At 61.0% G+C, this 24628-nt stretch carries 21 protein-coding genes; 13 read left to right on the top strand and 8 right to left on the bottom strand.

Annotation, left to right across the window (positions count from 1 at the left end; genetic code table 11):
* The first annotated feature begins 189 nt into the window (after positions 1 to 189).
* From AB8A27_RS02330 to AB8A27_RS02315, 4 genes are read left to right on the top strand one after another with little or no spacing between them, the layout of a single operon-like run.
* The gene (locus AB8A27_RS02330; protein WP_441244805.1) at positions 190 to 1023 is read left to right on the top strand and encodes a branched-chain amino acid ABC transporter permease; all 834 of its coding nucleotides are present in this window, start codon (positions 190 to 192) and stop codon (positions 1021 to 1023) included.
* Positions 1023 to 2006, top strand: a complete 984-nt coding sequence (locus AB8A27_RS02325) for a branched-chain amino acid ABC transporter permease (RefSeq protein WP_441240505.1) — start codon at positions 1023 to 1025, stop codon at positions 2004 to 2006. Before AB8A27_RS02330 ends, AB8A27_RS02325 begins: the two co-directional genes overlap by 1 nt.
* A complete protein-coding gene (locus AB8A27_RS02320) occupies positions 2003 to 2737 on the top strand; it encodes an ABC transporter ATP-binding protein (protein WP_441240504.1) in 735 nt (244 codons plus the stop codon). Before AB8A27_RS02325 ends, AB8A27_RS02320 begins: the two co-directional genes overlap by 4 nt.
* Positions 2721 to 3425, top strand: a complete 705-nt coding sequence (locus AB8A27_RS02315; RefSeq protein WP_092139499.1) for an ABC transporter ATP-binding protein — start codon at positions 2721 to 2723, stop codon at positions 3423 to 3425. Before AB8A27_RS02320 ends, AB8A27_RS02315 begins: the two co-directional genes overlap by 17 nt.
* 110 nt (positions 3426 to 3535) lie before the next feature.
* On the opposite strand, the gene AB8A27_RS02310 is transcribed toward AB8A27_RS02315, so the two are convergent.
* Positions 3536 to 3826, bottom strand: coding sequence for a GIY-YIG nuclease family protein (locus AB8A27_RS02310; protein WP_441244804.1), 291 nt, complete (start codon positions 3824 to 3826; stop codon positions 3536 to 3538).
* 138 nt (positions 3827 to 3964) lie between these two features.
* Complete coding sequence (otnC, locus tag AB8A27_RS02305) at positions 3965 to 4630, bottom strand: 3-oxo-tetronate 4-phosphate decarboxylase (RefSeq protein ID WP_441240503.1); 666 nt, start codon at positions 4628 to 4630, stop codon at positions 3965 to 3967.
* Between the two features lie 132 nt (positions 4631 to 4762).
* Here otnC and ltnD point away from each other — a divergent pair, with 132 nt between their 5' ends.
* From ltnD to AB8A27_RS02280, 5 genes are all read left to right on the top strand, one after another.
* Positions 4763 to 5695: an L-threonate dehydrogenase gene (gene ltnD / locus AB8A27_RS02300; protein ID WP_441240502.1), complete on the top strand. Its 933-nt coding sequence runs from the start codon at positions 4763 to 4765 to the stop codon at positions 5693 to 5695.
* 15 nt (positions 5696 to 5710) lie between these two features.
* Complete coding sequence (gene otnI / locus AB8A27_RS02295; RefSeq protein WP_441240501.1) at positions 5711 to 6493, top strand: 2-oxo-tetronate isomerase; 783 nt, start codon at positions 5711 to 5713, stop codon at positions 6491 to 6493.
* A complete protein-coding gene (gene otnK / locus AB8A27_RS02290) occupies positions 6490 to 7767 on the top strand; it encodes a 3-oxo-tetronate kinase (RefSeq protein ID WP_441240500.1) in 1278 nt (425 codons plus the stop codon). Before otnI ends, otnK begins: the two co-directional genes overlap by 4 nt.
* Positions 7768 to 8225: 458 nt before the next feature.
* A complete protein-coding gene (locus tag AB8A27_RS02285) occupies positions 8226 to 11423 on the top strand; it encodes an efflux RND transporter permease subunit (RefSeq protein WP_441240499.1) in 3198 nt (1065 codons plus the stop codon).
* Complete coding sequence (locus tag AB8A27_RS02280) at positions 11413 to 12618, top strand: efflux RND transporter periplasmic adaptor subunit (RefSeq protein ID WP_093759531.1); 1206 nt, start codon at positions 11413 to 11415, stop codon at positions 12616 to 12618. Before AB8A27_RS02285 ends, AB8A27_RS02280 begins: the two co-directional genes overlap by 11 nt.
* Before the next feature lie 63 nt (positions 12619 to 12681).
* Here AB8A27_RS02280 and AB8A27_RS02275 read toward each other — a convergent pair whose 3' ends face one another.
* The 3 genes from AB8A27_RS02275 to AB8A27_RS02265 are packed head-to-tail and all read right to left on the bottom strand — an operon-like array spanning position 12682 to position 15811.
* A complete protein-coding gene (locus tag AB8A27_RS02275; RefSeq protein WP_441240498.1) occupies positions 12682 to 13137 on the bottom strand; it encodes a PaaI family thioesterase in 456 nt (151 codons plus the stop codon).
* A 5-nt stretch (positions 13138 to 13142) separates the two neighbouring features.
* A complete protein-coding gene (locus AB8A27_RS02270; protein WP_441240497.1) occupies positions 13143 to 14660 on the bottom strand; it encodes an acetyl-CoA acetyltransferase in 1518 nt (505 codons plus the stop codon).
* 17 nt (positions 14661 to 14677) lie between these two features.
* Positions 14678 to 15811, bottom strand: coding sequence for a nitronate monooxygenase (locus AB8A27_RS02265; protein WP_441240496.1), 1134 nt, complete (start codon positions 15809 to 15811; stop codon positions 14678 to 14680).
* A 209-nt stretch (positions 15812 to 16020) separates the two neighbouring features.
* Between AB8A27_RS02265 and AB8A27_RS02260 the strand changes: the two genes are divergently transcribed.
* Entirely contained in the window at positions 16021 to 17682 is a 1662-nt protein-coding gene (locus AB8A27_RS02260; protein ID WP_441240495.1) for a flavin-containing monooxygenase, read from the top strand.
* A 226-nt stretch (positions 17683 to 17908) separates the two neighbouring features.
* On the opposite strand, the gene AB8A27_RS02255 is transcribed toward AB8A27_RS02260, so the two are convergent.
* Both AB8A27_RS02255 and AB8A27_RS02250 read right to left on the bottom strand, forming a co-directional pair.
* Complete coding sequence (locus tag AB8A27_RS02255; RefSeq protein ID WP_441240494.1) at positions 17909 to 20308, bottom strand: TonB family protein; 2400 nt, start codon at positions 20306 to 20308, stop codon at positions 17909 to 17911.
* 211 nt (positions 20309 to 20519) lie between these two features.
* The gene (locus tag AB8A27_RS02250; protein WP_441240493.1) at positions 20520 to 21311 is read right to left on the bottom strand and encodes an SDR family NAD(P)-dependent oxidoreductase; all 792 of its coding nucleotides are present in this window, start codon (positions 21309 to 21311) and stop codon (positions 20520 to 20522) included.
* Positions 21312 to 21474: 163 nt separating this feature from the next.
* Here AB8A27_RS02250 and AB8A27_RS02245 point away from each other — a divergent pair, with 163 nt between their 5' ends.
* The 3 genes from AB8A27_RS02245 to AB8A27_RS02235 are packed head-to-tail and all read left to right on the top strand — an operon-like array spanning position 21475 to position 23653.
* A complete protein-coding gene (locus tag AB8A27_RS02245; protein ID WP_092139475.1) occupies positions 21475 to 22269 on the top strand; it encodes an enoyl-CoA hydratase/isomerase in 795 nt (264 codons plus the stop codon).
* A 3-nt stretch (positions 22270 to 22272) separates the two neighbouring features.
* Entirely contained in the window at positions 22273 to 23271 is a 999-nt protein-coding gene (locus AB8A27_RS02240; RefSeq protein WP_441240492.1) for a phosphotransferase family protein, read from the top strand.
* Positions 23272 to 23275: 4 nt separating this feature from the next.
* Positions 23276 to 23653, top strand: a complete 378-nt coding sequence (locus AB8A27_RS02235) for a DUF6285 domain-containing protein (protein ID WP_441240491.1) — start codon at positions 23276 to 23278, stop codon at positions 23651 to 23653.
* 74 nt (positions 23654 to 23727) lie between these two features.
* Here the strand turns inward: AB8A27_RS02235 and AB8A27_RS02230 are convergent, their stop codons facing one another.
* Positions 23728 to 24507 (bottom strand): enoyl-CoA hydratase-related protein, encoded by a 780-nt coding sequence (locus AB8A27_RS02230; protein WP_441240490.1) that lies wholly within the window; start codon positions 24505 to 24507, stop codon positions 23728 to 23730.
* Positions 24508 to 24628: the final 121 nt, after the last annotated feature.

The following is a 24628-nucleotide window of genomic DNA, read 5'->3' as shown; positions in this document are numbered from 1 at the left end:
CACGCCATGTCGTCCCCGCGAAGGCGGGGACCCATACGCTCCGACGACATGGTCTGACACCGGCCCCACCGTCTGCACTTTATCGCGACGACGGTGGCTATGGGTCCCCGCCTTCGCGGGGACGACATCCGAAAGGGACAGCCTTTGACCGCCGCGACCATCATCCAGAGCCTTGCCAGCGGATTGCTGATGGGGCTGCTCTACGGCCTGCTTGCGGTCGGCCTCGCGCTGATCTTCGGGCTGATGGACGTCACCAACTTCGCCCATGGCGAATTTCTGATGTTGGCGATGTACCTCACCTTCTTCCTGTTCATGTTCTGGGCGGTCGACCCTCTACTGTCGATCCCGATCGTCGCAGCGGGCATGTTCGTGTTCGGCGCGGTGATCTATCTCGTGATCATACGCTTCGCCATGCGGGCCAAGGCCAATATCGGCATGGTACAGATCTTCGCGACTTTTGGTCTCGCGATCCTGATGCGCGGTCTCGCGCAGTTCTTCTTCACCCCGGATTATCGCAGCATCCCTGCGTCGCTGCTCGGCGGCAAGACCATCTCGATCTTCGGTGTGTTCCTGCCGGTGCCGCAGCTCGTTGGCGCATTGATCTCCATAGCCGCTTTCGGCGCACTGTATTTCTTCATGAAGAAGACCGACTTCGGTCGTGCGCTGGAAGCGACCCGTGAAGATGCCGGTGCCGTGGCGTTGGTCGGCATCGACAAGAATAAGGTGTTCGCGCTCGGCTGGGGCCTTGGCTCGGCGTTGATCGGTCTGGCCGGCGGCGTGATGGCGATCTTCTTCTACATCTATCCCGATGTGGGCGCGTCCTTTGCGCTGATCGCTTACGTCACCGTCGCGCTGGGCGGCTTCGGCAGCGTGTTCGGCGCCTTTGCCGGCGGCATCATCGTCGGCCTGGTCGAGGCGACGACCGCGATGATCCTGCCGCCGTCGCTGAAATCGGTCGGCATCTACGCCGTCTATCTCCTCGTTGTCTTTGTCCGGCCACGCGGCCTGTTCGGATCGATCTGATGGACAGCTTTACCCAGCGTCGCCGCCGCGACCTCATCCTCGCCGCCGTGCTCGCGGTCATCGCCGCCTGCGTGCCGTTCTTCGTCAAGGACGTCTATGTCCAGAACATTATGGTACTAACCCTGATGTATGCGGCGCTGTCGCAAGCCTGGAACATCCTTGGCGGCTATTGCGGCCAGATATCGCTCGGCCACGCGCTCTATTTCGGCCTCGGCGCCTATACAACGGCGCTGCTGTTCACCAAGTTCGGCGTGCTGCCGTGGTTTGGCATGCTCGGCGGCGGTATCATCTCCGCGTTGATCGCGCTAGCGCTGGGCTATCCGACCTTCCGTCTGCGCGGTCATTACTTCGTCATCGCCACCATCGTCATCGCCGAAATTGGCTTCCTGCTGTTCCACAATTGGGACTATGCCGGTGCGGCGCTCGGCATCGACATCCCGGTGCGCGGCGATAGCTGGGCCAAGTTCCAGTTCACGCGCAGCAAGCTGCCCTTCTACTACTTCGCCCTCGTGTTCTGCTGCGTCGCCTGGTTCATCACCTGGTGGCTGGAAGATTCCAAATGGGGTTTCTGGTGGCGTGCGGTGAAGGACAATCCCGATGCGGCCGAGAGCCTCGGCGTCGTGGTGTTCAATTCCAAGATGGGCGCCGCTGCCGTCTCCGCTTTCCTCACTGCGATCGGTGGCGCTTTCTATGCGCAGTTCGTCTCCTATATCGATCCTGAAAGCGTCATGACCTTCCAGTTCTCGTTGCTGATGGCACTGCCCGCGGTGCTGGGCGGCATCGGCACGCTATGGGGACCGGTGCTAGGCGCCGTCATCCTGATCCCGATGACTGAGCTCACGCGTTCCTTCATCGGCGGCTCCGGCCGCGGCGTCGATCTCATCCTCTATGGTGCGGTCATCGTGTTGATCTCGCTGGCGCGACCGGATGGTCTGCTCGGCCTGTTCTCCCGCCGCCCGGCCTCGAAAGGAGTGCCGCAATGAGCGCGCCTTTGCTTGAAACACGCGGCGTCTGGCAGCGCTTCGGCGGTCTGATCGCCAACAGCGACGTCTCGATTTCCGTCGGTGCCGGCGAGATCGTCGGCCTGATCGGCCCGAATGGCGCCGGCAAGTCGACGCTGTTCAACCTGATCGCCGGCGTGCTGCCGCCGACCCAGGGCTCGATCTGGTTCGATGGCAAGGACGTCACCCACATGCCCGCCGCCGAACGCTGCGCGCTCGGCATTGCACGCACGTTCCAGGTCGTGAAGAGCTTCGAGACCATGACTGTCATCGACAATGTCATTGTCGGTGCGCTGATCCGGAACGATAAGATGCGCGACGCCCGGCGCAAGGCGCATGAGGTGCTTGAGTTCTGCGGCCTCGCCCCGCGAGCCGACAAGCTCGCCCGCGATCTCATTCCGTCGGAGAAGCGTCGGCTTGAAGTCGCTCGCGCGCTCGCCACTGAGCCAAAACTGCTGATGCTCGACGAATGCCTCACCGGCCTTACACCGCTAGAAGCGCAGTCCGGCGTGGCATTGGTACGCAAGGTCCGCGAGACCGGTGTTACCGTGCTGATGGTCGAGCACGTCATGGAAATCGTGATGCCGCTGGTCGACCGCGCCATCGTGCTCAATCTCGGCAAGAAGCTTGTCGAGGGCAAACCCGCCGATGTCGTGCGACATCCGGAAGTCATCAGCGCTTATCTCGGGGATCGTCATGCTGTCGGTGCGTGAAGCCACCACCGCCTATCAGGGGCTGGTCGCCATTTCGGACGTCACCATCGACGTCGCCAAGGGCGAGATCGTCGCTGTCTGCGGCGCCAATGGCGCCGGCAAGTCGACGCTGATCAAGACCATCGCCGGCGCAGAGCGTCCGCGTTCGGGCACCGTCACCTTCGACGGCGAGCAGATCAACGGCATCGCGCAGCATCTCATCACGGCGCGGGGCATCGCTTATGTGCCGGAAAACCGTCGGCTGTTTCCACGGCTGTCGGTGCACGACAATCTTCGGCTTGGTAGCTACATGTATCGCGGCAAGGCCGACCGTGACGAGCCGTTGAAGCTGGTGTTCGAACTGTTCCCGCGTCTGTCGGAGCGGCTCGAGCAGCGCGCCGAGACGTTGTCCGGCGGCGAGCAGCAGATGCTGGCCATTGGCCGCGCGCTGATGACCCGGCCGCGGCTGCTGATGCTGGATGAACCCTCTCAGGGCATCATGCCGAAGCTCGTGGATGAGATCTTCCAGGCGGTCGTCAAGATCCGCAACACCGGCATGACCGTGCTGATCGTCGAGCAGCGCATGGCCGAAGTGCTGGAGATCGCTGACCGCGCCTATATCCTGCAGACCGGCCGCGTCCAGATGCAGGGTAAGGCGTCGGAAATCGCGACCAATCCGGATGTGCGCAAGGCGTATCTGGGGCTTTAATTCTCAGCCGTCATTGCGAGGAGCGCAGCGACGAAGCAATCCAGTGTTTTCTTCGCTTGCCGCTTCTGGATTGCTTCGCTGCGCTCGCAATGACGGGGATAGGCCGGTGGTTATTCGAAGAGACTGCCGTAAAGGTCTTTCCATTTCGGATTGACTGCTTCGATCAGCGCCAATTTCTTGGACCGGCTGCCGGCTTTGATCTGCTTTTCGCGCACAATCGCCGATTCCATTGTCTCATGGACCTCAAACCAGACGAGCAGCTTGCACCCGTAGGACTTGGAAAAGCCGGACACCAAGCCTTCGCGATGCTCATAGACTCGCTTCGGCAGGTTGCTGGTGACGCCTGCATAGAGCGTTCCGTTGCGCTTGTTGGCCATCAGGTAAACGCAGGGCTCCTTCATCGTCCCTCCACGTTGGTCAATCACTGTCTTCTTCACGTCATTACGAGGAGCGAAGCGACGCGGCAATCCAGAAGCTACAGGCGATGCAAAGACTGGATTGCTTCGTCGCAAGCGCTCCTCGCAATGACGGCTGAGGAGTCAGTGCCCATGTCCGTCGTGTTCCGGCAGCACCAGCCCGAACGTCGCCACCAGGTCCTTCACTTGCGCTGGTGACAGATGCCGCGGGTTGAGACCGCGCAGCAGCAGATAGAGTTTCGCGGTTTCTTCGAGTTCCTCGATGGCATAGACCGCGGCCTCTAGGCTGCCGCCTGACACCACCGGCCCGTGATTGGCCAGCAGCACCGATGAATATTTACCGGCGAGGCCCTTGATGGCGCCAGCGACGGCAGGATCACCCGGCCGATAATATGGCACCAGAGCCGTCGCGCCGCACTTCATCAGATAATAGGGCGTCATCGGCGGCAGCGCGGCACGCGGATCGATCTCCGGCAACATCGACACCGCCACCGAGTGGGTCGAATGCAGATGCACCACGGCGCGGGCGGCGCTGCGGGTCTCATACAGCGCCGTATGCAGCGGAACCTCTTTGGTCGGCGCGTCGCCGGACATGAGGCGGCCGGTGCTGTCGAGGCGCGACAGCCGGGCCGGATCGAGTGAGCCCAGTGACGCATTGGTTGGGCTCACCAGCCAGCCGCCGTCATCGCAGCGCACACTGATATTGCCGGATGAACCCGGCGTCAGCCCACGGTCGAACAGCGAGCGGCCGAGCCGGCAGATCTCTTCACGCAGCTTTGTGTCAGTCACCGGATGTCCTCGGTCTTTCCTGGCATTTCCTCGTGATGCTTTTTCCCACGCTTTGGCATGATGGCCAAGGCGTGTTACCGAGAGGCAAGGCCGCCTCAAGCTGGCCATCGAGGACTCCTAGGGAATTGCCGCATGTCACCTGCATCTGAAAAACCAAGCTCCGAGAAACCTCGCGTCGCCGTTATTGGTCTGGGGTCGATGGGCTATGGCATGGCCTTGTCGCTGAAGAAGGCCGGCTTCACGGTGACCGGCTGCGACGTTTCGGCGGATGCGGTGAAGCGCTTCGTGACTGACGGAGGGCTGGGTGCGGATACGCCGGCGGGTGCCGCGCAGGGCGCGGATATCGTCGTGAGCGTCGTCGTCAATGCCGCGCAGACGGCGACCATCCTGTTCGGGACGGATGGCGTTGCCGAAACGCTGCCGAAAGGTGCGGTATTCGTATCGTCCGCGACGATGGATCCCGATGTCGCCCGCCGCCTTGCTCGGGATCTCGAAGCCACCGGCCGGCACTATCTCGATGCCCCGATTTCCGGCGGTGCACAGCGCGCAGCGCAGGGCGAACTCACCATTCTTGCATCCGGCGGCGAGGCTGCCTTTGCCAGGGCGCGGCCGGCGCTCGATGCAATGGCCGCCAAGCTCTACGAACTCGGTGATGCCGCCGGGCAGGGCGCTGCTTTCAAGATGATCAACCAGCTCCTCGCAGGCGTACATATCGCCGCCGCCTCGGAAGCCATCGCCTTCGCGGCCAAACAGGGTCTCGATATCCGCAAGGTCTATGAGGTGATCACGGCCTCGGCCGGCAATTCCTGGATGTTCGAGAACCGCATGCCGCATGTGCTCGACGGCGATTACACACCACGCAGCGCGGTCGATATTTTCGTCAAGGATCTTGGCATCATTCAGGACATGGCGCGTACTGCCAAATTCCCTGTGCCGGTCTCCGCGGCTGCGCTGCAGATGTTCCTGATGACGTCGGCCGCCGGCATGGGCCGCGATGATGACGCGTCGGTGGCGCGGATGTATGCGCAGGTCACCGGGACGAAGCTTCCGGGTGAGAAGAAGTAAAAGAGGACGACTGGAATGCCCCGCTTCGCCGCCAATCTCAGCATGATGTTCAACGAACATGCATTCCTTGATCGCTTTGATGCCGCGGCGAAAGCCGGCTTCACGGCGGTGGAATTCCTGTTCCCCTATGAGCATCCGCCTGAGGCGATTGCCGAACGGCTCGAGCGCAACGGCTTGAAACAGGTGCTGTTCAATCTGCCGCCGGGCGACTGGAATGCCGGTGAAAAGGGCTTTGCCGCACGCCCCGACAAGTTCGATGAGCTCAGGCAGAGCATTCACACGGCACTGCCTTATGCCCTGGCCACCAATGTCCGCCGCCTGCACATGATGGCGGGTCTCGCCGACCGCCGCGATCCGACGGCCGTGGCGGCCTTCCGCAAATCCGTTGAATGGGCCGCGAATTTCCTTGGCGAACATGGCATCGACGTGGTGATTGAGCCGATCAACCCGCGCGACGTGCCCGGCTATTTTCTCAACGACTTCACGTTCGCGCGCGACATCATCGCTGACATGAAGATTCCCAATCTCGGGCTGCAATTCGATATCTATCATTGCCAGATCATTCACGGTGACGTCACCATGCGGCTGCGCGAGATGCTGCCGTGGATTGGGCATATCCAGATCGCCAGCGTGCCGTCGCGCAACGAGCCGTCCGGCGAGGAGCTGAACTATCCGTTCCTGTTCGATGAACTCGACCGGATCGGCTACGACAATTATGTCGGCTGCGAATATCGCCCGGCCGGCGACACTGTCGCAGGGCTCGGTTGGTTCAAGCCCTATGCCGGAGTGAAAGCATGACGCTGGCGCTGGGCTGTATCGCTGACGACTACACGGGAGCCTCCGATCTCGCCAATACGCTGACCCGCTGCGGTCTGCGCACGGTGCAGACCATTGGCATTCCCGCCGATGATCTGCAGCTGCCGGATGTCGATGCCGTCGTAGTGTCGTTAAAGAGCCGCTCGATCGCGGCCAGCAAGGCGGTCGAGAAGTCGCGCGCCGCCGAAAAATGGATGCGCAGCCGCGGTGCGGATCATGTGCTGTTCAAGATCTGCTCGACATTCGACTCTACGGATGCCGGCAATATCGGCCCGGTGATGGATGCGCTCCGGATCGATTCCGGTGACAATATCGTGCTGGTGACGCCGGCATTCCCCGAGACCGGCCGTACCGTCTATCAGGGCAACCTGTTCGTTGGCTCCGTGCCGCTGAACGAGAGCCCGTTGAAGGATCACCCGCTCAATCCGATGCACGACTCCAATCTCGTCCGTGTGTTGGCGCGGCAGAGCGCGACAAATATCGGGCTGGTCGATCTCGGCGTGGTCGCCTGCGGCGCCGACGTGGTGCGGACGCATCTCGATGGACTGTCGGAGAGTGGTTTTGGCGCGGCGATCATCGACGCCGTGTTTGCCAGCGATCTGGAAACCATCGGTGCGGTTGCCCTGGGTCATCGCGTCTCTGTCGGTGCATCCGGCATGGGGCTTGGTCTCGCGCGTGCACTGGTCGCGTCCGGCCGCGTCAAGGCGAATGCGGCGACCTCGATCAAGGAGACGCCGGTGGGTGGCGCTGCAGCCTGTCTGGCTGGCAGTTGTTCGCAGGCGACGCTGCAGCAGATCGCGCGGGCCGAACAGATGATGCCGGTGCTACACCTCGATCCCGAGCAGGTGATTGCCGGCGGTGCGGAAGTGCAGCGCGCGCTCGGTTGGGCGAAGGAGCGGTTGGCCAGGGGGCCGGTCCTGATCGCCAGCAGCTCGACGCCGGATCAGGTGACGGCGCTGCAAAAGCGCCATGGCCGCGATGCTGCGGGGCATGCCATCGAGCAGGCGATGGCCGATCTCGCTGAAGGTCTTGTCCGGGCCGGCGTGCAACGGCTCGTCGTGGCTGGCGGCGAAACATCCGGTGCGGTCGTGGATCGTTTGGGCATTCCAGGTTTTCTGGTCGGTGCGGAAATCGCCGCCGGTGTGCCGGTGTTGCGCGCGGTCGGTACGGCAGAGCACCAGATGCTGCTGGCGCTGAAGTCCGGCAATTTCGGTGGGCCGGCTTTTTTTGAAGATGCGCTTGCCCTGATGACGTGATGGGTGTCGCCCAATCCAGGGGCGACAGGCTGCCCGAATGGGCAGGGCGTTGCTCGCGCCGCGCGCATTACAGATAGTTCATCTTGACCGGCCCGTGACATCTTCGGCGTTGTGGGCAGTAACAGCGTCTCTTTAAGCCTAAAACTGTTGTGCAGACGCCACGGCGGCCCGGAAACAATTAACAATACCGGCGAAGTGAATTGCCGTGAGGCTTCGCGCGTTAGCTATTTTGTCGCAGGTCGGGTAAATCTGCTGGCGTGAGCAGGCGCGAGGACCGCCGGTTCGCAGCCCTTCATGCAAAGAGGATTGCCCGTTCATTCATGAACCGAGCCGATAGGCTTATGCCGGCCCGGCTCACTAATCGGATGTGGGCGATCTCTCTAAACAGGTGAATTCGATCGTGGGCGGGCGGGTTTCCGCAGCGCCCCTCTCGTCAATGTATCGAGGACTACCCGTTCATGATCTCGTTGGTGCGCATTGCTCTGACCCGGCCTTACACTTTCGTGGTGTTGGCGTTGCTGCTGCTGATCGTCGGCCCGTTGGCCGCTCTGCGCACACCGACCGACATTTTCCCGGATATTCGAATCCCGGTCATTGGCGTAGTCTGGCAGTATACGGGTCTCCCGCCGGACCAGATGTCCGGTCGTATCACCACGCCGTTCCAGCGCGCACTGACCACCACGGTCAATGACATCGAGCACATCACCGCCAATTCCTATGCCGGTTTCGGCATCATCAAGATCTTCTTCCAGCCCAATGTGGATATCCGCACTGCCAATGCGCAGGTCACCGCGATCTCGCAGACGCTGATCAAGCAGTTGCCGCCGGGCGCCACGCCGCCGCTGATTCTGAATTACTCGGCCTCGACGGTTCCGATCATCAATGTTGCTCTGTCGGGCGATGGTCTCACCGAGCAGAACCTCGCCGACATCGGCATCAACCAGCTTCGTACGCCGCTGGTCACCGTGCCCGGTGCTGCGATTCCGTATCCGTTCGGCGGCAAGCAGCGTCAAATCCAGATCGATCTCAATCCCGGCGCGCTGCAGGCGCGCGGTCTCTCGGGTCAGGACGTCGCCAATGCGCTGGCGGCGCAGAACCTGATCACGCCGGTCGGCACGCAAAAGATCGGTGAGTTCGAATACACGATCAATCTCAACAATTCGCCGCTGAAGATCGAAGAGCTTGGCCGGTTGCCGATCAAGAGTGTCAACGGTGCCATGGTCTATGTGGACGACGTCGCCACCGTGCGCGACGGCAACCCGCCGCAGACCAATATCGTGCATGTGGATGGCAATCGCTCGGTGCTGATGCAGGTGCTGAAGGCCGGCTCGGTTTCGACGCTCGATATCATCTCCGGCATCAAGCAGAAGGTGATCGATTATCGCGCCGCGCTGCCGGACGCATTGAAGATCAGCTATATCGGCGACCAATCCGGCTTCGTGCGCGGCGCCATCGAAGGTGTGGCCGTGGAAGGCGTCATCGCGGCCTTGCTGACCTCGGTGATGATCCTGTTGTTCCTGGGCAGCTGGCGTTCCACCGTCATCATCGCGGTGTCGATCCCGCTGGCGGTGCTCGGTGCCATCATCATGCTGTCCATGATCGGCGAAACGCTGAACATCATGACGCTAGGCGGTCTGGCGCTCGCGGTCGGCATTCTCGTCGACGACGCCACGGTGACTATCGAGAACATCAATTACCATCTGGAGCAGGGCAAGGACGTCGAGACCTCGATCATGGACGGTGCCGCGCAGATTGTGACGCCGGCATTCGTGTCGCTGCTGTGTATCTGTATCGTCTTCGTGCCGATGTTCTTTCTCAACGGCATCGCGCGATTCCTGTTCGTGCCGATGGCCGAAGCGGTGATGTTCGCGATGGTCTGGTCGTTCCTGCTGTCGCGCACGCTGGTGCCGACCATGGCCAAGTATCTGCTGCAGCCGCATGTCCATCATGACGGCGAGAAGCCGCCGACCCGCAATCCGCTGGTCCGTTTTCAGCGTGGCTTCGAAGCCGGCTTCGAGCGTATCCGTGGCGGCTATCATGGCCTTCTGGATATGGCGCTCGCGCGGCGCCCCGCTTTCGTGATCGGCTTCCTCGGCGTCGTCGCCCTGTCGTTTCTGCTAGTGCCGTTCCTTGGTCGTAACTTCTTCCCGTCGGTCGACGGTGGCGCGATCCTGATGCATGTCCGTGCCCAGGTCGGCACCCGTATCGAGGAAACCGCGAACCAGTTCGCGGACATTACCAAGGCGGTACGCAAGATCATTCCGCCGGATCAGATCGAGACCATGACCGACAATATCGGCATGCCCGTCTCCGGTATCAATCTGACCTATAACAACACGGGCGTGATCGGCCCGCAGGATGGCGACTTCCAGATCAAGCTGAAGGAAGGCCACAAACCGACCGAGGAATATGTCCGGCAATTGCGCGAGCAGCTGCCGCGGCAGTTCCCCGGCGTCAGCTTCGCCTTCCTGCCTGCCGACATCGTCAGCCAGATTTTGAACTTCGGCGCGCCGGCTCCGATCGACCTGCAGATCCGCGGCGCTAACCTGGCGGCGAATTTCGAATATGCCAACAAGCTGCTCGGCAAGATCCGCCGCATCCCCGGCATTGCCGATGCGCGCATCCAGCAGTCGCCGAACAATCCCGGCTTCAACATCGACGTGGATCGTACCCGTGCGCAATATGTCGGCCTGACCGAACGCGACGTTACCAATAGCCTTGTGGTCAATCTCGCTGGGTCATCGCAGGTCGCCCCGACCTATTATCTCAATCCCGATAACGGCGTGTCCTATTCGATCGTGATGCAGACGCCGCAATACAAGCTGGATTCGCTGGGTGCGCTGGAAACACTGCCGATCACGGCGGTCAATGCCAGCAACAATACGCCGATGCTCGGCGGTATTGCGAACATCAACCGCTCGGCCTCGAATGCAGTGGTGTCGCAATATGACATCCAGTCCATGGTGCAGATCTATGCCACCACGCAGGGCCGCGATCTTGGTTCCGTATCCAACGATATCTACAAGGCGCTGGAAGAAACCAAAGCGGATGTGCCGAAGGGCAGCAATGTGGCGCTGCTCGGTCAGGTGCAGACGATGAACAGTGCCTTTGCCGGCCTGTTGTTCGGCCTGCTCGGCGCCATCGTGTTGATCTATCTGCTGATCGTGGTGAACTTTCAGTCCTGGTCCGATCCGTTCGTGATCATCACTGCGCTGCCAGCGGCATTGGCCGGCATCGTCTGGATGCTGTTCACGACGCAGACGACGCTGTCGGTTCCGGCACTGACCGGCGCCATCATGTGTATGGGTGTCGCAACGGCCAATTCGGTGCTGGTGATTTCCTTCGCCCGCGAGCGCTACGCCATCCTCGGCGACCCCATCAAGGCCGCGTCCGAAGCCGGTTTCGTCCGGTTCCGCCCGGTGCTGATGACCGCCCTGGCCATGATCATCGGCATGGCGCCGATGGCGCTGGGGCTGGGCGAAGGCGGCGAGCAGAATGCGCCACTTGGCCGCGCTGTGATCGGCGGCCTGATTTTTGCTACCATCGCCACGCTGATGTTCGTGCCGGTGGTGTTCAGCATGGTTCACAAGAAACAGCAGCCGGAAAATCAGCCTGTGGCTGACGTGGCTACCTCGGAGACTTTGCATGCCCACTGAGCAGACCCCCCCGGTATCTCGCCGCAAGCTCGGCCTGGTCGGAGTGATTGGCCTGTGCGCCGCCGGTGCCATCGTCGTCACCGGCATCATGGCTCGGGCCAAGACCGAGACTGAGCTGAAGGCCTGGACCGACGATCAGGCGATCCCGACCGTCGCGGTGGCTCCGCCGGATGCCCGGGTCCTCAACGCGACGCTCGATCTCCCCGGCCGGCTCGAGGCCTATTACCGCGCGCCAATTTTCGCCCGCGTCTCGGGCTATCTGAAGAGCTGGAGCGCCGATATTGGCGCACAGGTCAAATCCGGCCAGGTGATCGCCGAGATCGAAGCCCCGGACCTCGATCAGCAGTTGTTGCAGGCTCGCGCTGACCTCGTCAGCCAGCAGTCCAGCGCCAAACTGTCGGAAGCGACGCTGAACCGCCGCAAGACGCTGGTCGCGTCGAATTTCGTCTCGGCGCAGGAAATCGACGAACGCACCGCCGATCTGAACAACAAACGTGCGGCCGTGAATTCCGGTCAGGCGAATGTCGAACGTCTGGAAGCGCTGGCCGGTTACAAGAAGATCACCGCACCGTTCGATGGCGTCGTGACCCAGCGCAACACCGACGTCGGCGCGCTGATCTCGGGCGGCACCGGCACCGGCGCCGCGATGTTCGTGGTGTCCGATATCAAGAAGCTGCGCGTTTATGTGGACGTGCCGCAGAACTATGTGCCGGCGATCAGGGTTGGTGCCAAGGCGATCATCAGCGTGCCCGATCATCCGAACAAGACATTCCCGGCCACGGTGGAAGCCTCGTCGCAGGCTGTCGACGTGGCGTCGGGTGCCACGCGCATGCAGCTCGTGCTCGACAATCCAAATGGCGAGTTGCTGCCGGGTGGCTATGCGAATGTGAAGATGAGCCTGTCGCGCGACTCCGCGCCGCTCCATGTTCCGGCCTCGGCGTTGATCTTCAACAAGAGCGGCATGCGCGTTGCGACCGTTGGACCGGACGACAAGATCCTGTTCAAGACCGTGACGATCGCCCGCGATCTTGGCCGCGACATCGAACTCGCGTCGGGCATCACCGCAGACGATCGTATTGTCATCGCGCCGCCGGATGGTCTCAGCGACGGCGACAAGGTTCGCATCACCGGCGGCAACGCGCCGAAAGCCGGCAAACCAACGGCAGAGTCCGAGAAGAAGGAAGTGAAGGGCTAGGGCGCAGATGCGTCGCTATGCCGGCTCGCATGGCCGGCATAGCGCTTGCTCATCTACTATCGCCTAGTGCGCGATGCCTTCACGGTCGAACAGCGCCATCAAGGTGCAGCTCATCGTCGCGATCAGCTTCTCCTCGCCTTGATCCACGGCAAAAGCTTGCCCATCGCAAACTGTAATGGTTCTGCCGGGCTTGAGAACATGAGCCCGGAACAGGAAGTGCTCGCCGCGCGCCGGGGCCAGAAAATTGGTCTTGAATTCGACGGTCAGCACGGCGGCGTTGTCAGGCATCAGCGAGAAGGCGGCATATCCGCAGGCCGTATCCAGCGCTGTCGTGATGATGCCGGCGTGAATGAACCCGTGCTGCTGCGTATAAGCAATATTATACGGCATTTTGAGCTCGACTTCGCCGGCTGCCTGGCGCGCAACTTCGATGCCCAGCGTCGCCATTGCGGTCTGGCGTGCGAAACTCGCCTGGACGCGAGCCTCGAAATTTTGATCCTTTGGAATGAATTTGGTCATTCGGCCTATGATGCCTTTCGCCACTCCAGCACGCCGTCAGCCGCCGTGCTGATCGCGCCTGAAGATCCCACGGGCGTCTTGTCCTGATCCATCAGAAACGCCAGCGTTGCCTGGTCTTGCACCGGCACGCGCGCCAGCGCGCGTTCGTTCGCCGCGGTGCGCAGGATTACCACGCCGTGTTCGATCTCGCCGCCACGGCCATAGATCACGGTGAAGCTCTCGACGGCGCCGTTGCCCGAAGCCTCGGTCACATAGGCCGGGACCGGCTTGCGATTGCGGTCGGCTTCCTCCTGCACATTGGTATCCTGTGCGATCGGCGCCGATGGCACATCCTTCGAGACCACTAAAGCGTGGTGCTTGGTAACGAAGCCGCCTTGCGCGTAGAGCAATCCAGTCTTGGTGCCGGCGCGGATTTTGCGGACCATCGCGCAGGCGGCATGCGCCATATAGTCGTTCAGCGGCGCGCCAAAGAAGGTGAGACCGCCGGTCACAGTCGGCTGCACGTCGCTGCCGAGACCGAGGGTGCGGCGGGCCATCTTCGGCACGCAAGGGAAGCAGCTATACAGCTCGATGGCGCCAAAGTTCTTGCCCGAGCCGCCGACCAGATCCATCGCGACTTTCAGCACGGCATTCTGCGCATGGCTTTCGACATACTGGTCACGTTCCAGATAATCGCGTGGCTCTTCGGCCGAGGCGCCGCCCTGAATATGCACAATGCGATCTTCGGGCACGCCGGCCGCGCGTGCTTTCGCAAGGCTGGTGACGAGGATCGCCGCCGATTGGTTGACCATCGGATTGGCGACCATCAGCTTGGTATAGGGCCAGGCGATCAGCCGGTTATCCGGCGTCGGTGTGGTGATCTCATCAGGTGTGAAAGCCTTCTTGTTCCACGCTTCCGGATTGGTCGCAGCGACGCTCGCATAGCGTGACCACAACTCGCCGGATTCGCGATGGGCCTCGCGCGGCGTCTGTCCCCAATGCGCGGCAGAGGCGGCCTCGTAGAACGGATAGACCGTGACGGGCTTGTTCACGCCGAGCTTCACCGCTATCGGCTTCTGATAGGCGGCGCCACGCAGCGGTTCCGGTGCATCCTTGGCAAATGGCGTCCATGGCAGGTCCACTTTCGCGCGTTCGGCCTTGGTGGCCGTGCCCTGCGATTCCGCGCCGGTGATTGCTGAGACCTGAGATTCGCCGCGCGCGATACGCTTGGCTGCTTCATGAATGTAACGGATCGGGCTCTCGCCGCCGACCGGGCCGTAATAGGCGTGCTTCGGATTGATGCCGAGCTGCTCGCTGAGCTGCTTCTCCGGGGCGGTGTAGCGCCAGCTCAGGAAGTTCACGATGTCGAGCGAGTCGATGTCCTTGAGCAGTCTTGCGCCTGAATCCTGCTCCGCGCGCTTCAGCGCCTCGATCATCAGTGCGAGCGGCTCGAGCCCCGCAGTGAGCTCCTTCGGGTGATCCGAGAATTCGCCGACGCCGACGATGACGGGAATGCGGTCTTCAGGTTGGTTCGACACTGCCATTGTTCTTGCTCTTGCCTTTATTCGGAAACCAGCATGGTGAGGTGCTCTGCCGCTTCGGCAAAGTCCTCCTTGAATTCCTGCACAACTGCGCCCGCCGACTTGACGCTGTCAATCAGGCCGACGCCCTGCCCGACGAAATAGCTGACCAGATCCCGCGCCTGCGCATTGCCGGCTGCGGCGGAGCGGTCGATGGAGGCGAAAGCGTCGCGGCTGATCAGGCTCTGCAGCGGCATCGGCAGCGCGCCGGGACTGTCCTCGCCGCGATCCCAGGCGTCGGTCCAGACCGAGCGCAGCTGCCGCGCGGGCTTGCCTGTGCGTCCCTTCGAGCGGATCGCATCCCGCGACGAGGCGGCAATCATCTTCTCGCGAAAGATTTCGGACGTTTCGGATTCCGTTGTCGCTAGCCACACCGAACCGGTCCAGACGCCGGCAGCGCCCATCGCCATGCAGCCGGCCATCTGCCGCCCGGTCATGATGCCGCCGGCGGCCAATACCGGGACCTCGCGCATCGGCTTGATGGCCTTGATCACCTCCGGTACCAGCACCATGGTCGAGACTTCGCCGCAATGGCCGCCGGCTTCGGTGCCCTGCGCCACAAGAATATCGACGCCCGCCGCAACCTGCCGGATTGCATGTTCCTTGGCGCCGACAAGTGCAGCTACCGGCACGCCATGGGCTTTGCCCATCTCGATCATCGCCTTCGGCGGCACGCCGAGGGCATTCGCGATCAGCCGGATCGGATGGTTGAAGGAGACGTCGAGCAGTCGCAGTGCAGTCTCGCCGTCGAAGGGCTGCGGCTGATCGGGGGACACTTCGGTGATCTTGAGATCGACGCCGTATTTCTTCAGCAGGCTCCTGGTGAAGTCGCGATGTTCCGGCGTGATGCGCCGCTCGAGCGACTTCCAGGTGACGTCCCTCTCACCGGCGGTGGAGATATTCTCCGGAATCAGCACGTCGATGCCGTAAGGCTTGCCGTCAACGTGATCGTCGATCCATTTAAGTTCCTGCTCCAGCGTCTGCGGCGAATGCGCGGTGGCACCGAGCACACCGAAGCCGCCGGCTCGGCTGACAGCGGCAACCACGTCGCGGCAATGACTGAAAGCGAGCAGCGGGAAGTCGACACCTAACATGTCGCAGACTGGCGATTTCATCGGCGCATCTCCCCAATGTCTTGTGACCCGCTTCATGTGGCGGGTTCGTGATGAACGCTAGCGCATAGGGAAGGATGATGCCAAGCGGACGAATATCATTCCGTCCGACAAAATACCGCGGCCACGATGCCGGATTCCTGCTTGCGCTTTCGCGCCACGCGGGAAATGCTGTCGGCAACAAGCAAAGCAATAAATACGGGAGGGAACGCATGGCCGCTGCACAGCCGCAATCTGCCTCACATCAAAACGAGCGCATCGATGTCGTGGTCGTCGGCGCCGGATTCTCGGGGCTTTATTTGTTGCACAAATTGCGTGGCCTCGGTCTTGCCGTGAAGGTGTTCGAGCAGGGCGGGGACGTCGGCGGCACCTGGTACTGGAACCGCTATCCCGGTGCGCGCTGCGACGTCGAGAGCATGCAGTACTCCTTTTCGTTCGATGAGAATCTGCAGCAGGAATGGGACTGGAGCGAGCGATATGCACCGCAACCGGAAATCCTGCGCTATGCCGGCCATGTCGCCGATCGTTTCGATCTGCGGAAGGACATCCAGTTTAACACAACGGTTAAATCTGCTGTCTTCGACGAGCGAGCCCATCGATGGACGGTGACAACCTCCGACGGTCAGGCGACCACAGCGCAGTATGTCGTGCTCGCGACAGGTTGCCTTTCCAACGCGCGTACGCCCGAATTCAGGGGCATGAAGGATTTCAGAGGCAAGGTCTATCACACCGGCAACTGGCCGCATGAGAAGGTCGATTTCACCGGCCTGCGCGTCGGCGTCATTGGCACCGGCTCGTCAGCTATCCAGTCGATCCCGCTGATCGCCGAGCAGGCGAGCCAGCTCACGGTGTTCCAGCGCACTGCGAACTTCAGCGTGCCGGCGCGCAACGCCATGCTTACGGATGACGAGCGAAAATCGTTCCGCGACAATTATCCGGAAATCCGCCGGAGCGCGCGTGAGGATTTCAAGAACGGCATCGTGCAGCCCATTCCGGACCGCGGCGCGCTCGACGATCCGGAGCATGAAAGACGTGAGAAGTATCACGCGCGATGGACATCGGGCGGGCTTACCTTCATGGGCGTCTACAATAATCTGGTCCTGGATCAGCGCGCCAACGATACCGCCGCCGATTTTATCCGCGAGAGAATTTCAGAGATCGTCAGAGATCCCGAAACGGCAAGGCTGCTGCAGCCGACCGATCATCCGGTCGGGTCAAAGCGGATCTGCGTCGACACAGATTACTATGCGACCTTCAATCGCTCGAATGTGACGCTGGTGGATATCAAGGCTCACCCGATCGAGCAGATTCTGCCGCATGCCGTGCGCACCGGTGGCAAGGATTACGACGTCGATGCGCTGGTGCTTGCCACCGGCTTCGATGCCATGACCGGCTCGGTCGCCAAGATCGACATTCGTGGCCGCGGCGGCCGGACGCTGAACGACAAGTGGGCAGAAGGCCCGCGAACCTATCTCGGCCTGATGAGTGCGGGCTTCCCGAATTTGTTCATCGTCACCGGTCCCGGCTCGCCCTCGGTGCTGTCCAACATGATCGTGTCCATCGAGCAGCATGTCGACTGGATCACCGACTGCGTCGCTTACATGCGTGACCGTGGCGCAGGGGTGATCGAGGCAACGCGTTCCGCGGAGGACAAGTGGGTCGCGCATGTCAATGAGGTCGCGGCCGGCACGCTCTATCCGCAGGCCAATTCCTGGTACATGGGCGCGAACATTCCCGGCAAGCCGCAGATATTCATGCCCTATATCGGCGGCGTCGGCGTCTACCGGCAGATTTGCAACGATGTGGCCGCGAAGGACTATGAGGGGTTTGCGATGACGGTAGGGGCGGAGGCGGAGGCGGCGGCTAGCGTGTAATCCGGAACTGCATTCTTATCTACCCTCTCCCCTTGTGGAAGAGGGGGATCGACCGCGTAGCGGTCGAGATGAGTGAGGGGAAGCCACAAGCTCGGAGCCATAGTGCCCTTTGTCCGCCTCCGCTGGGCGGACGTGCCTTCTCTTACAAGGGCATGAGGTCCTGGGTCGCTCAGAACGCTGCATATCCGCCATCGAATACAGCTTCGAGTCTAATCACAAGCATGGGTCACTGCGAGCAAGAAAAGCCTGGCTTGGGAACAAAAGTCAGAGGAACGAGCAGTGGTGTATTATCGACTCCCTGTGGGCGTCGAGGATAAGCCTGAGCGTGGTAGATCGCTTGCATGGCAGCCCGATCAACCGATGTGTCTCCGCTCGACTGTCGCACCATTGCCGACGTCACATTCCCGGAATCATTCAACTCAAACTGAACGATTGTCGTCCTCGTCGTGCAATCGTTCGTGTCGCGTTCTGGATAGACCAGGACCGAACTAATCCTCTGCCAGACTTCCTTTTCATAGGAGAACTTGTTAGCCGGAGTTGAATTAATAAGCCGGTGCGTCTGGCTCGAATTGCTCTGCTGCTGCTGCGCAAAAAACGAAACTGCGCCACGAATGATCGCAATCAATACGACTGCAGTCACTATCACTGAGGCCTTGCGGGGTAATAGCCACCAGAGAGAGCTCTTTAACGGCTTGATAACGTCTCGCCGTTCCTTGGCTGCGATCTGGATCACGTTTCGGCCGATCACGTCCGTAAGTTCGCCGTAGTCAGAACATTCGGCCGCAGTGAGCGATGCCGAATCGACGGACAGACTCCGGGAAATGATTAGGCTCCTTCTACCCTCAAGCACCGCTCGCACCGAGTAGGAGAGACAAGAGAGCTCTTTGCTGAATTGAAAGTTGTTCCAGTGCCAGTCCTTTGGAAGTACGATCTCAAATCGTTGTGTTAGCTTTCTCGGACGGCCGAGATAGATGTCGCTCTTGCGGCCGTGTGTGGCCCGCAAGGGCGCAATTTCGTCGAGAAAGCGGAAGTCTGGTACTTTGAGCGAAATATCGCCGCCCTCTCCATTTCGAATCCAGAGATCGTTTACTTTATATAATGCGGTGATCCGCACCGCGTTTCTTTCCGGTTCGTCCTCTAACTGGAGAGGGAGGACCTCCGAGACATTTCCCCAATGCCTCTTGGCATCTTCCAGCATGAACCGAGATAATGCTGCGGAGCCCGAACTTGCCGCCAAGTGTCTGATCCTGTCGGCGAACAAATTGCTGAACTCAATATCGCGCGTCCAGACAGCCGGCGATCCAAACCTGGGTCCGACCTCTAGCTTGTCCTCAGTATGCAAAATATGCGGTGCCGGACGATCGGCGATGCGTTCCAGGCCACGGGCTTCTTTGCTGAGAGGCAGTCCCCAGCCTGTAACGGGGGGATAAGAAGAGGAAAGAGTGCCGCCTTGATCGGGTATCGTTGGGTCCAGCCAATACGAGACGCCGTCCACTCGAAGGCGGACGATGCAGTGGTCGAAGGCGCCGAGCGAGGGAAGGATATCATTCAATCCGAGGCCATTGGTGGTCGAAACAAGTGCGGCGCATACGTCGAGGCCGAGTTCGCGAGCGCCGGCCAAATAGAAGCGGGTCGCATCTTTGCAATCGCCAAAGCGCGACGCTAATATTGTTTGCAGTGGGCGAGGGATTACTCCGCCATTGATCATCGCTGCTGCCGAGTAGCGTAAATTCTTCTGCACAAAGCGCAGCCATGCCGTGGCTTGATCGCCGGGAGTTCTGAAAGTCTCCGCGATCCGACAGACTTCGTCCTTTATTTCGTTCGGAATCTTTGTGTCTTGATAGTAGCCCGAGAGAAATTCAGCAATGTCGCCCCAGCTCGGAATTTCGGATAATTGGACGCAAGGGTGCAGGATTTGCCAGGGGACGCATAGGTCTTCCGGATAGACCCGCGCTCGGGCCGACCACGTCCAGATCCATTCCTTGTTGCTGTCGAGTGTTCTTTCGGTCGGCTGAGGCGCAGCGTTGAACGCGCGCAACTTAATGCCTGTTGTTGGCGGACTCAGAAGTCGGAAATGGGTTGTCGCCCACGGAAAGTATGGATCGAACTCAAACCAACCTGACCATCTGCTGCAGAGTATGGGGTTTTCATTTCGTATTGTGAAACTCACATCGACAATATCGCCTTCCCGAACATCGGGAATTAGAAACGACGCGGTCAGTCGGCCGTCGAAAATCAGACGATCGAAGTTCTTCTCTCTGCGAAGGAGTTGAATCGAGTCCGCGTTGGCGTGCTCGATTTCCTGGCCATCGCGAACGATCTTCAGCGAGTGGATTTGAACCGTTTCAAAGTGAGCATCGAACTCAAGTGTGAAATGAGCGGCGTGTTCAGCGCCAGCCCGGGAGATGATGCGGCTAACTCTGCGGTGGTAATTCTGGGTCTCATCCGCGGTTAAAAGAATCTGGTTGTCCGACAAAATGCGAATGACACCATTCCAGGCATGAATGTCTGCATCTGAAATGATATCCGTCGAATTGACTGTTTCGGTCCAAGATGGGGTAGCGGCGACAGTTGGACGGCGGTCTGCCTCCCCAGTCACCACATTAGACGCAATTGTTTCGGCCATAGCACGCTCGGTGACCCACTATTCCATCCGGTATCATCGTAGCGTGCTGAATGAAAGCCCTTCAAAAGGTTGAGGTAAAATTTCCCTGCGGTCTTCAAGGCTGCGCGGACAGTCGCCGGCTTTTTCGCTGTTGTCTGCCGACAGCTCAAATTAGGAGGGGGCTCTGAGTCAGCGCGGAAGGTTGTTGCGGGACATCGACGGCTCGCGGCAACTAAAACGCCGTATACCCGCCGTCGATCACGAATGTATCCGCCGTGTGATATGATGACGCCTTGCTCATCAGATAGACAGCGATGCCGCCGAAGTCCGACGGTTCGCCGAAGCGGCGCACCGGGATGCGCGGCATGACATTGGCGACGAATTTCTCGTTGCCCATGATCCCTGCCGTCATGTCGCTCTTGATCCAGCCCGGCAGGATTGCATTCGCCGTCACACCCTGCCGCGCCAGTTCGACGGCGAGGGCACGCACCAGCGCGTTGATGGCAGCCTTGGTCGCCGCATAGTGCTCGTTGCGCGCAGTGCCGAAGATCGAGGCGAGGCTCGAAGTCGCGACCAGCCGGCCGAACTTGTCACCGGCTTCGGCGCGTTCGGTCATGTGGCGCGCGGCGACCTGGAAGGCATGGAAGACACCGTCGAGATTGGTGGCGAACATGGAGCGCCACTGCTCTTCGGTGCGGTCGATGAAATTGTGCCGGCCGCCGCCGCCGATGCCGGCATTGGCGAAACAGCCGTCGACGCGGCCGAATTTCTTCAGCGTGGCATCCATCGCCGATTTTACCGAGGCGGTGTCGGTCACGTCGCAGACCAGGGTATCGACCTTGCCACTGCAGTCCGCCATGGTGGCGGCCGCGGCCTTGTTCTTCTCGGCGTTGCGGCCCCAGATCGAGACGTTGCAGCCGGCGGTGGCGAGCGCCTGCGCGATGCCGAGGCCGATACCGCCATTGCCGCCGGTGATGACGGCCACGCGGCCGCTGAGGTCGAATATCTGTGTAGGCGTTGCCATGTCAGCGTTTCCATGTTTGGCGCGCGTTATGCCGTGCGTCCGTTGGTGGGCTGGTGTTCCCCAGGAAGCATGGACAAGCGCGTCTGAAAAATCAAATATGCTGCCTGACATACAATGCTTCCACACCGCGGAATAAACACGCGGACCATCCCGTGAGGAAACCATGCAGTTCAAACACGTCACGCTCGATTTCGACGGTAATGTCGCCATCCTGAAGCTCGATCATCAGGAGGTGATGAATGCGGTATCGGTCGATATGCTTGGCGGCCTCACCGAGGCGCTGGAAGAAATCGATGAGCGCCGCGACAACGTGCGCTGTCTGGTGATCACCGGCGCCGGCCGCGCCTTCTGCACCGGCGCAAATCTTCAGGGCCGCAACAATCAGGTGACCAAGTCGCGCAGCAGCGCTGGCGCGACGCTGGAGACCGCTTTCCATCCGTTCCTGCGCCGGTTGCAGAACCTGCATTGTCCGATCGTCACCGCAGTGAACGGCCCGGCGGCCGGCGCGGGCATGAGCTTCGCGCTGATGGGTGATCTCATTCTCTGCGCGAAGTCGTCCTACTTTCTGCAGGCGTTCCGTCGTATCGGCCTTGTGCCGGATTGTGGTTCGACCTGGATTCTGCCCCGCCTGATCGGCAAGGCGCGCTCGGTGGAGCTGTCGCTGCTCGGCGAAAAGTTGCCGGCCGAGAAGGCGCTGGAATGGGGTCTCGTCAATCGTGTCTATGACGACGCCGCGCTGATGGACGAGGCCATGAAGCTCGCCCACGATCTCGCCAATGGCCCGACTGTGGCGCTGTCGTTGATCCGCAAGCTCTATTGGGACAGCCCGGAAAATTCCTTCGAGGACCAGATCAATCTCGAAGTGCAGTCCCAGCGGATTGCCGGTGCATCGCCGGATTTCAAGGAAGGCGTCGCCGCATTCCTCGAGAAGCGCCCGGCCAAGTTCACGGGCAAGTAAGCCTTGAGCTCAGCTTCCGTCGCGGAGCTGCTCGCACGCAGCGTCACGTCGTGGTGCAATGGCGCCACCGGCGTGACGGATGCAAAGCGTTTGTCCGGTGGCGCCAGCCAGGAGACGTGGTCGTTCGACATCACGCATCCCGATAGTGCCATCGGCGCAATCCTGCGTCGCGCACCGTCGGGCTATGGCGCTGCGCCCGGCCGTGCCGCAGGGCTCGATGCCGAAGCGGTGCTGATGCAGCTGGCCTTTGATGCCGGCGTACCGTCGCCGAAGGTGCTGCATGTTCTCAAACCGGATGATGGATTGGGAACCGGCTTCGTCATGCAGCGCGTCGCTGGCGAAACCATCCCGCGCAAGATCTTGCGCGATGATGAATTCGCCGACGCGCGACCCAAGCTCGCGCGGCAATGCGGTGAGATCCTCGCCGGTATCCATGGGCTGTCCGCTGCAAGCCTGCCGCAACTCCGTTGCATGAATGCCGCAGCGGAAATCGCCGAATTGCAGTGCGAGATCGACGGTTTTGGCTGGCCGCGCCCGGTGTTCCAGCTGGCGCTGCGCTGGTTGCGCGACAATGATCCCGGCCCATCAGAACGCATCACCTTGGTGCATGGTGATTTTCGTCATGGCAATCTGATGATTGGTCCTGATGGCGTGCGCGCCGTGCTGGACTGGGAACTCGCGCATCTCGGCGATCCCATGGAGGATCTCGGCTGGATCTGCGTCAATTCCTGGCGCTTCGGTGTCATCGATAAGCCGGTTGGCGGGTTTGGCGCCTATGAGGAGTTGTTCTCGGGTTATGAGGCGGCCAGCGGCACCGCGGTCGATGTGGCGCGCGTCAAATTCTGGGAAGTGATGGGGACGCTGCGCTGGGGCGTGATGTGCGTCGGCATGATGCAGCGGTTTCGTCTCGGCCCGGATCATTCGATGGAGCGTGCGATGATCGGGCGTCGATCGTCGGAGACCGAGATCGATCTGTTACGATTACTGGCACCGCGAGGTTGAGATCATGCAGGACGAACCGAGGCCCGATGAACTCGTGAAGGCGGTTGCGGATTTCCTGCGCAACGACATCATGCCGCAGATTTCGGGGCACGCCGCTTTCAAACTGCGTGTCGCGATCAACGCGCTCGATCTGGTGACGCGGCAGCTGACGCTCACCGGCGACAGCGATGATGCCGAGCTGCATGGATTGACGATGCTGCTTGGCGTGCACGGTTCGCTGGAGGGACTGAACCAGGATCTCGCCGATTGTATCGCGCAAGGTGATGTCGACCTCACGACGCCCGGTGTGAAGGAGCATCTGTGGCAGACGACACTGGCGAAACTCGCCGTCGATCAGCCAAATTACGCGGCGTATAAGCGGGAGATGGAGCGGAAGTCATAACCGCAAACGCCAATGTCATCCCCGCCGTGGACACCTTCGGCGTGCTAGGAGGGGACGACACGAGTGTAACGCTGCTATTTCCCCTTCCAGTTCGGTTTGCGCTTCTCGGAAAATGCCTTCGGCCCTTCCACATAATCCTCCGACGCCGCCATGGCCTTCACCGCCGGATAGTCGCGCTGTTCGGTGATTGCCTGTTCCAGCGACACCGCCATGCCCTTCTGGATCGCGTGCTTGGACGCGCGGATCGACATCGGCGAGTTCTGGCAGATGGTCTCGGCCCAGCGCAGCGCGGCATTCAGGGCTTCGCCCTGCGGCACCACTTCATTGACGAAGCCGAGCTCATAGCCCTCCTGCGGTTTCACATGACGTGCGGTGAGGATCATGCCCATGGCGCGCTTCATGCCGATCTGGCGCGGCAGCCGCTGCAGGCCGCCGGCGAGTGCGGCGAGGCCGACGCGGGGCTCTGGCAGGGCGAAGGTCGCATTCTCTGCGGCAATGATGAGGTCGCAGGCCAGCGCGATCTCGAAGCCGCCGCCCATGGCGACGCCGTTCACCGCAGCGATGATCGGCTTGTCGCAATCGAAACGCGCGGTGAGGCCGGCGAAGCCCGATGTGTTCCAGCCGCGCTTGCCGCCGGCCGCCTGCCACTTCAGGTCATTACCCGCACAGAACGCCTTGTCGCCGGCGCCGGTGACGATCGCGACCCACTGTTCGGGATCGGCAGCGAACTCGTTGAACACCTCGTGAAGCTCATTGTGCGCATCGGTGTGCAGTGCGTTGTAAACTTCCGGGCGCGACAGCGTCACGATAGTGATCGGTCCCTTGCGGGTCACAGTGGAGAATTGCAGAGCCATCGCGGCCTCCCGTTTTTGCTTTGCAGTGTTTTTCGTTGCGCAGAATAAGCGTGGTGCAGCCGCGCTTGACTTGATCGGACGATGCCATCTTAATCGCCCGATTAACAAGAGCAACAAAGCT

The sequence above is a fragment of the Tardiphaga sp. 768_D3_N2_1 genome (assembly GCF_052076105.1).
Lineage (GTDB): Bacteria > Pseudomonadota > Alphaproteobacteria > Rhizobiales > Xanthobacteraceae > Tardiphaga.
The sequence above is the reverse complement of the archived record's forward strand: the minus strand, read 5'-3'. Positions and strand labels throughout refer to the sequence as shown.

What these genes read in the sequence shown, in the direction of transcription:
- AB8A27_RS02330 (WP_441244805.1), top strand. Translation starts at nt 190, where the DNA reads ATGGGGCTGCTCTACGGCCTGCTTGCGGTCGGCCTCGCGCTGATCTTC.
- AB8A27_RS02325 (WP_441240505.1), top strand. Translation starts at nt 1,023, where the DNA reads ATGGACAGCTTTACCCAGCGTCGCCGCCGCGACCTCATCCTCGCCGCC.
- AB8A27_RS02320 (WP_441240504.1), top strand. Translation starts at nt 2,003, where the DNA reads ATGAGCGCGCCTTTGCTTGAAACACGCGGCGTCTGGCAGCGCTTCGGC.
- AB8A27_RS02315 (WP_092139499.1), top strand. Translation starts at nt 2,721, where the DNA reads ATGCTGTCGGTGCGTGAAGCCACCACCGCCTATCAGGGGCTGGTCGCC.
- AB8A27_RS02310 (WP_441244804.1), bottom strand. Translation starts at nt 3,826, where the DNA reads ATGAAGGAGCCCTGCGTTTACCTGATGGCCAACAAGCGCAACGGAACG.
- ltnD (WP_441240502.1), top strand. Translation starts at nt 4,763, where the DNA reads ATGTCACCTGCATCTGAAAAACCAAGCTCCGAGAAACCTCGCGTCGCC.
- otnI (WP_441240501.1), top strand. Translation starts at nt 5,711, where the DNA reads ATGCCCCGCTTCGCCGCCAATCTCAGCATGATGTTCAACGAACATGCA.
- otnK (WP_441240500.1), top strand. Translation starts at nt 6,490, where the DNA reads ATGACGCTGGCGCTGGGCTGTATCGCTGACGACTACACGGGAGCCTCC.
- AB8A27_RS02285 (WP_441240499.1), top strand. Translation starts at nt 8,226, where the DNA reads ATGATCTCGTTGGTGCGCATTGCTCTGACCCGGCCTTACACTTTCGTG.
- AB8A27_RS02280 (WP_093759531.1), top strand. Translation starts at nt 11,413, where the DNA reads ATGCCCACTGAGCAGACCCCCCCGGTATCTCGCCGCAAGCTCGGCCTG.
- AB8A27_RS02275 (WP_441240498.1), bottom strand. Translation starts at nt 13,137, where the DNA reads ATGACCAAATTCATTCCAAAGGATCAAAATTTCGAGGCTCGCGTCCAG.
- AB8A27_RS02270 (WP_441240497.1), bottom strand. Translation starts at nt 14,660, where the DNA reads ATGGCAGTGTCGAACCAACCTGAAGACCGCATTCCCGTCATCGTCGGC.
- AB8A27_RS02265 (WP_441240496.1), bottom strand. Translation starts at nt 15,811, where the DNA reads ATGAAATCGCCAGTCTGCGACATGTTAGGTGTCGACTTCCCGCTGCTC.
- AB8A27_RS02260 (WP_441240495.1), top strand. Translation starts at nt 16,021, where the DNA reads ATGGCCGCTGCACAGCCGCAATCTGCCTCACATCAAAACGAGCGCATC.
- AB8A27_RS02255 (WP_441240494.1), bottom strand. Translation starts at nt 20,308, where the DNA reads ATGGCCGAAACAATTGCGTCTAATGTGGTGACTGGGGAGGCAGACCGC.
- AB8A27_RS02250 (WP_441240493.1), bottom strand. Translation starts at nt 21,311, where the DNA reads ATGGCAACGCCTACACAGATATTCGACCTCAGCGGCCGCGTGGCCGTC.
- AB8A27_RS02245 (WP_092139475.1), top strand. Translation starts at nt 21,475, where the DNA reads ATGCAGTTCAAACACGTCACGCTCGATTTCGACGGTAATGTCGCCATC.
- AB8A27_RS02235 (WP_441240491.1), top strand. Translation starts at nt 23,276, where the DNA reads ATGCAGGACGAACCGAGGCCCGATGAACTCGTGAAGGCGGTTGCGGAT.
- AB8A27_RS02230 (WP_441240490.1), bottom strand. Translation starts at nt 24,507, where the DNA reads ATGGCTCTGCAATTCTCCACTGTGACCCGCAAGGGACCGATCACTATC.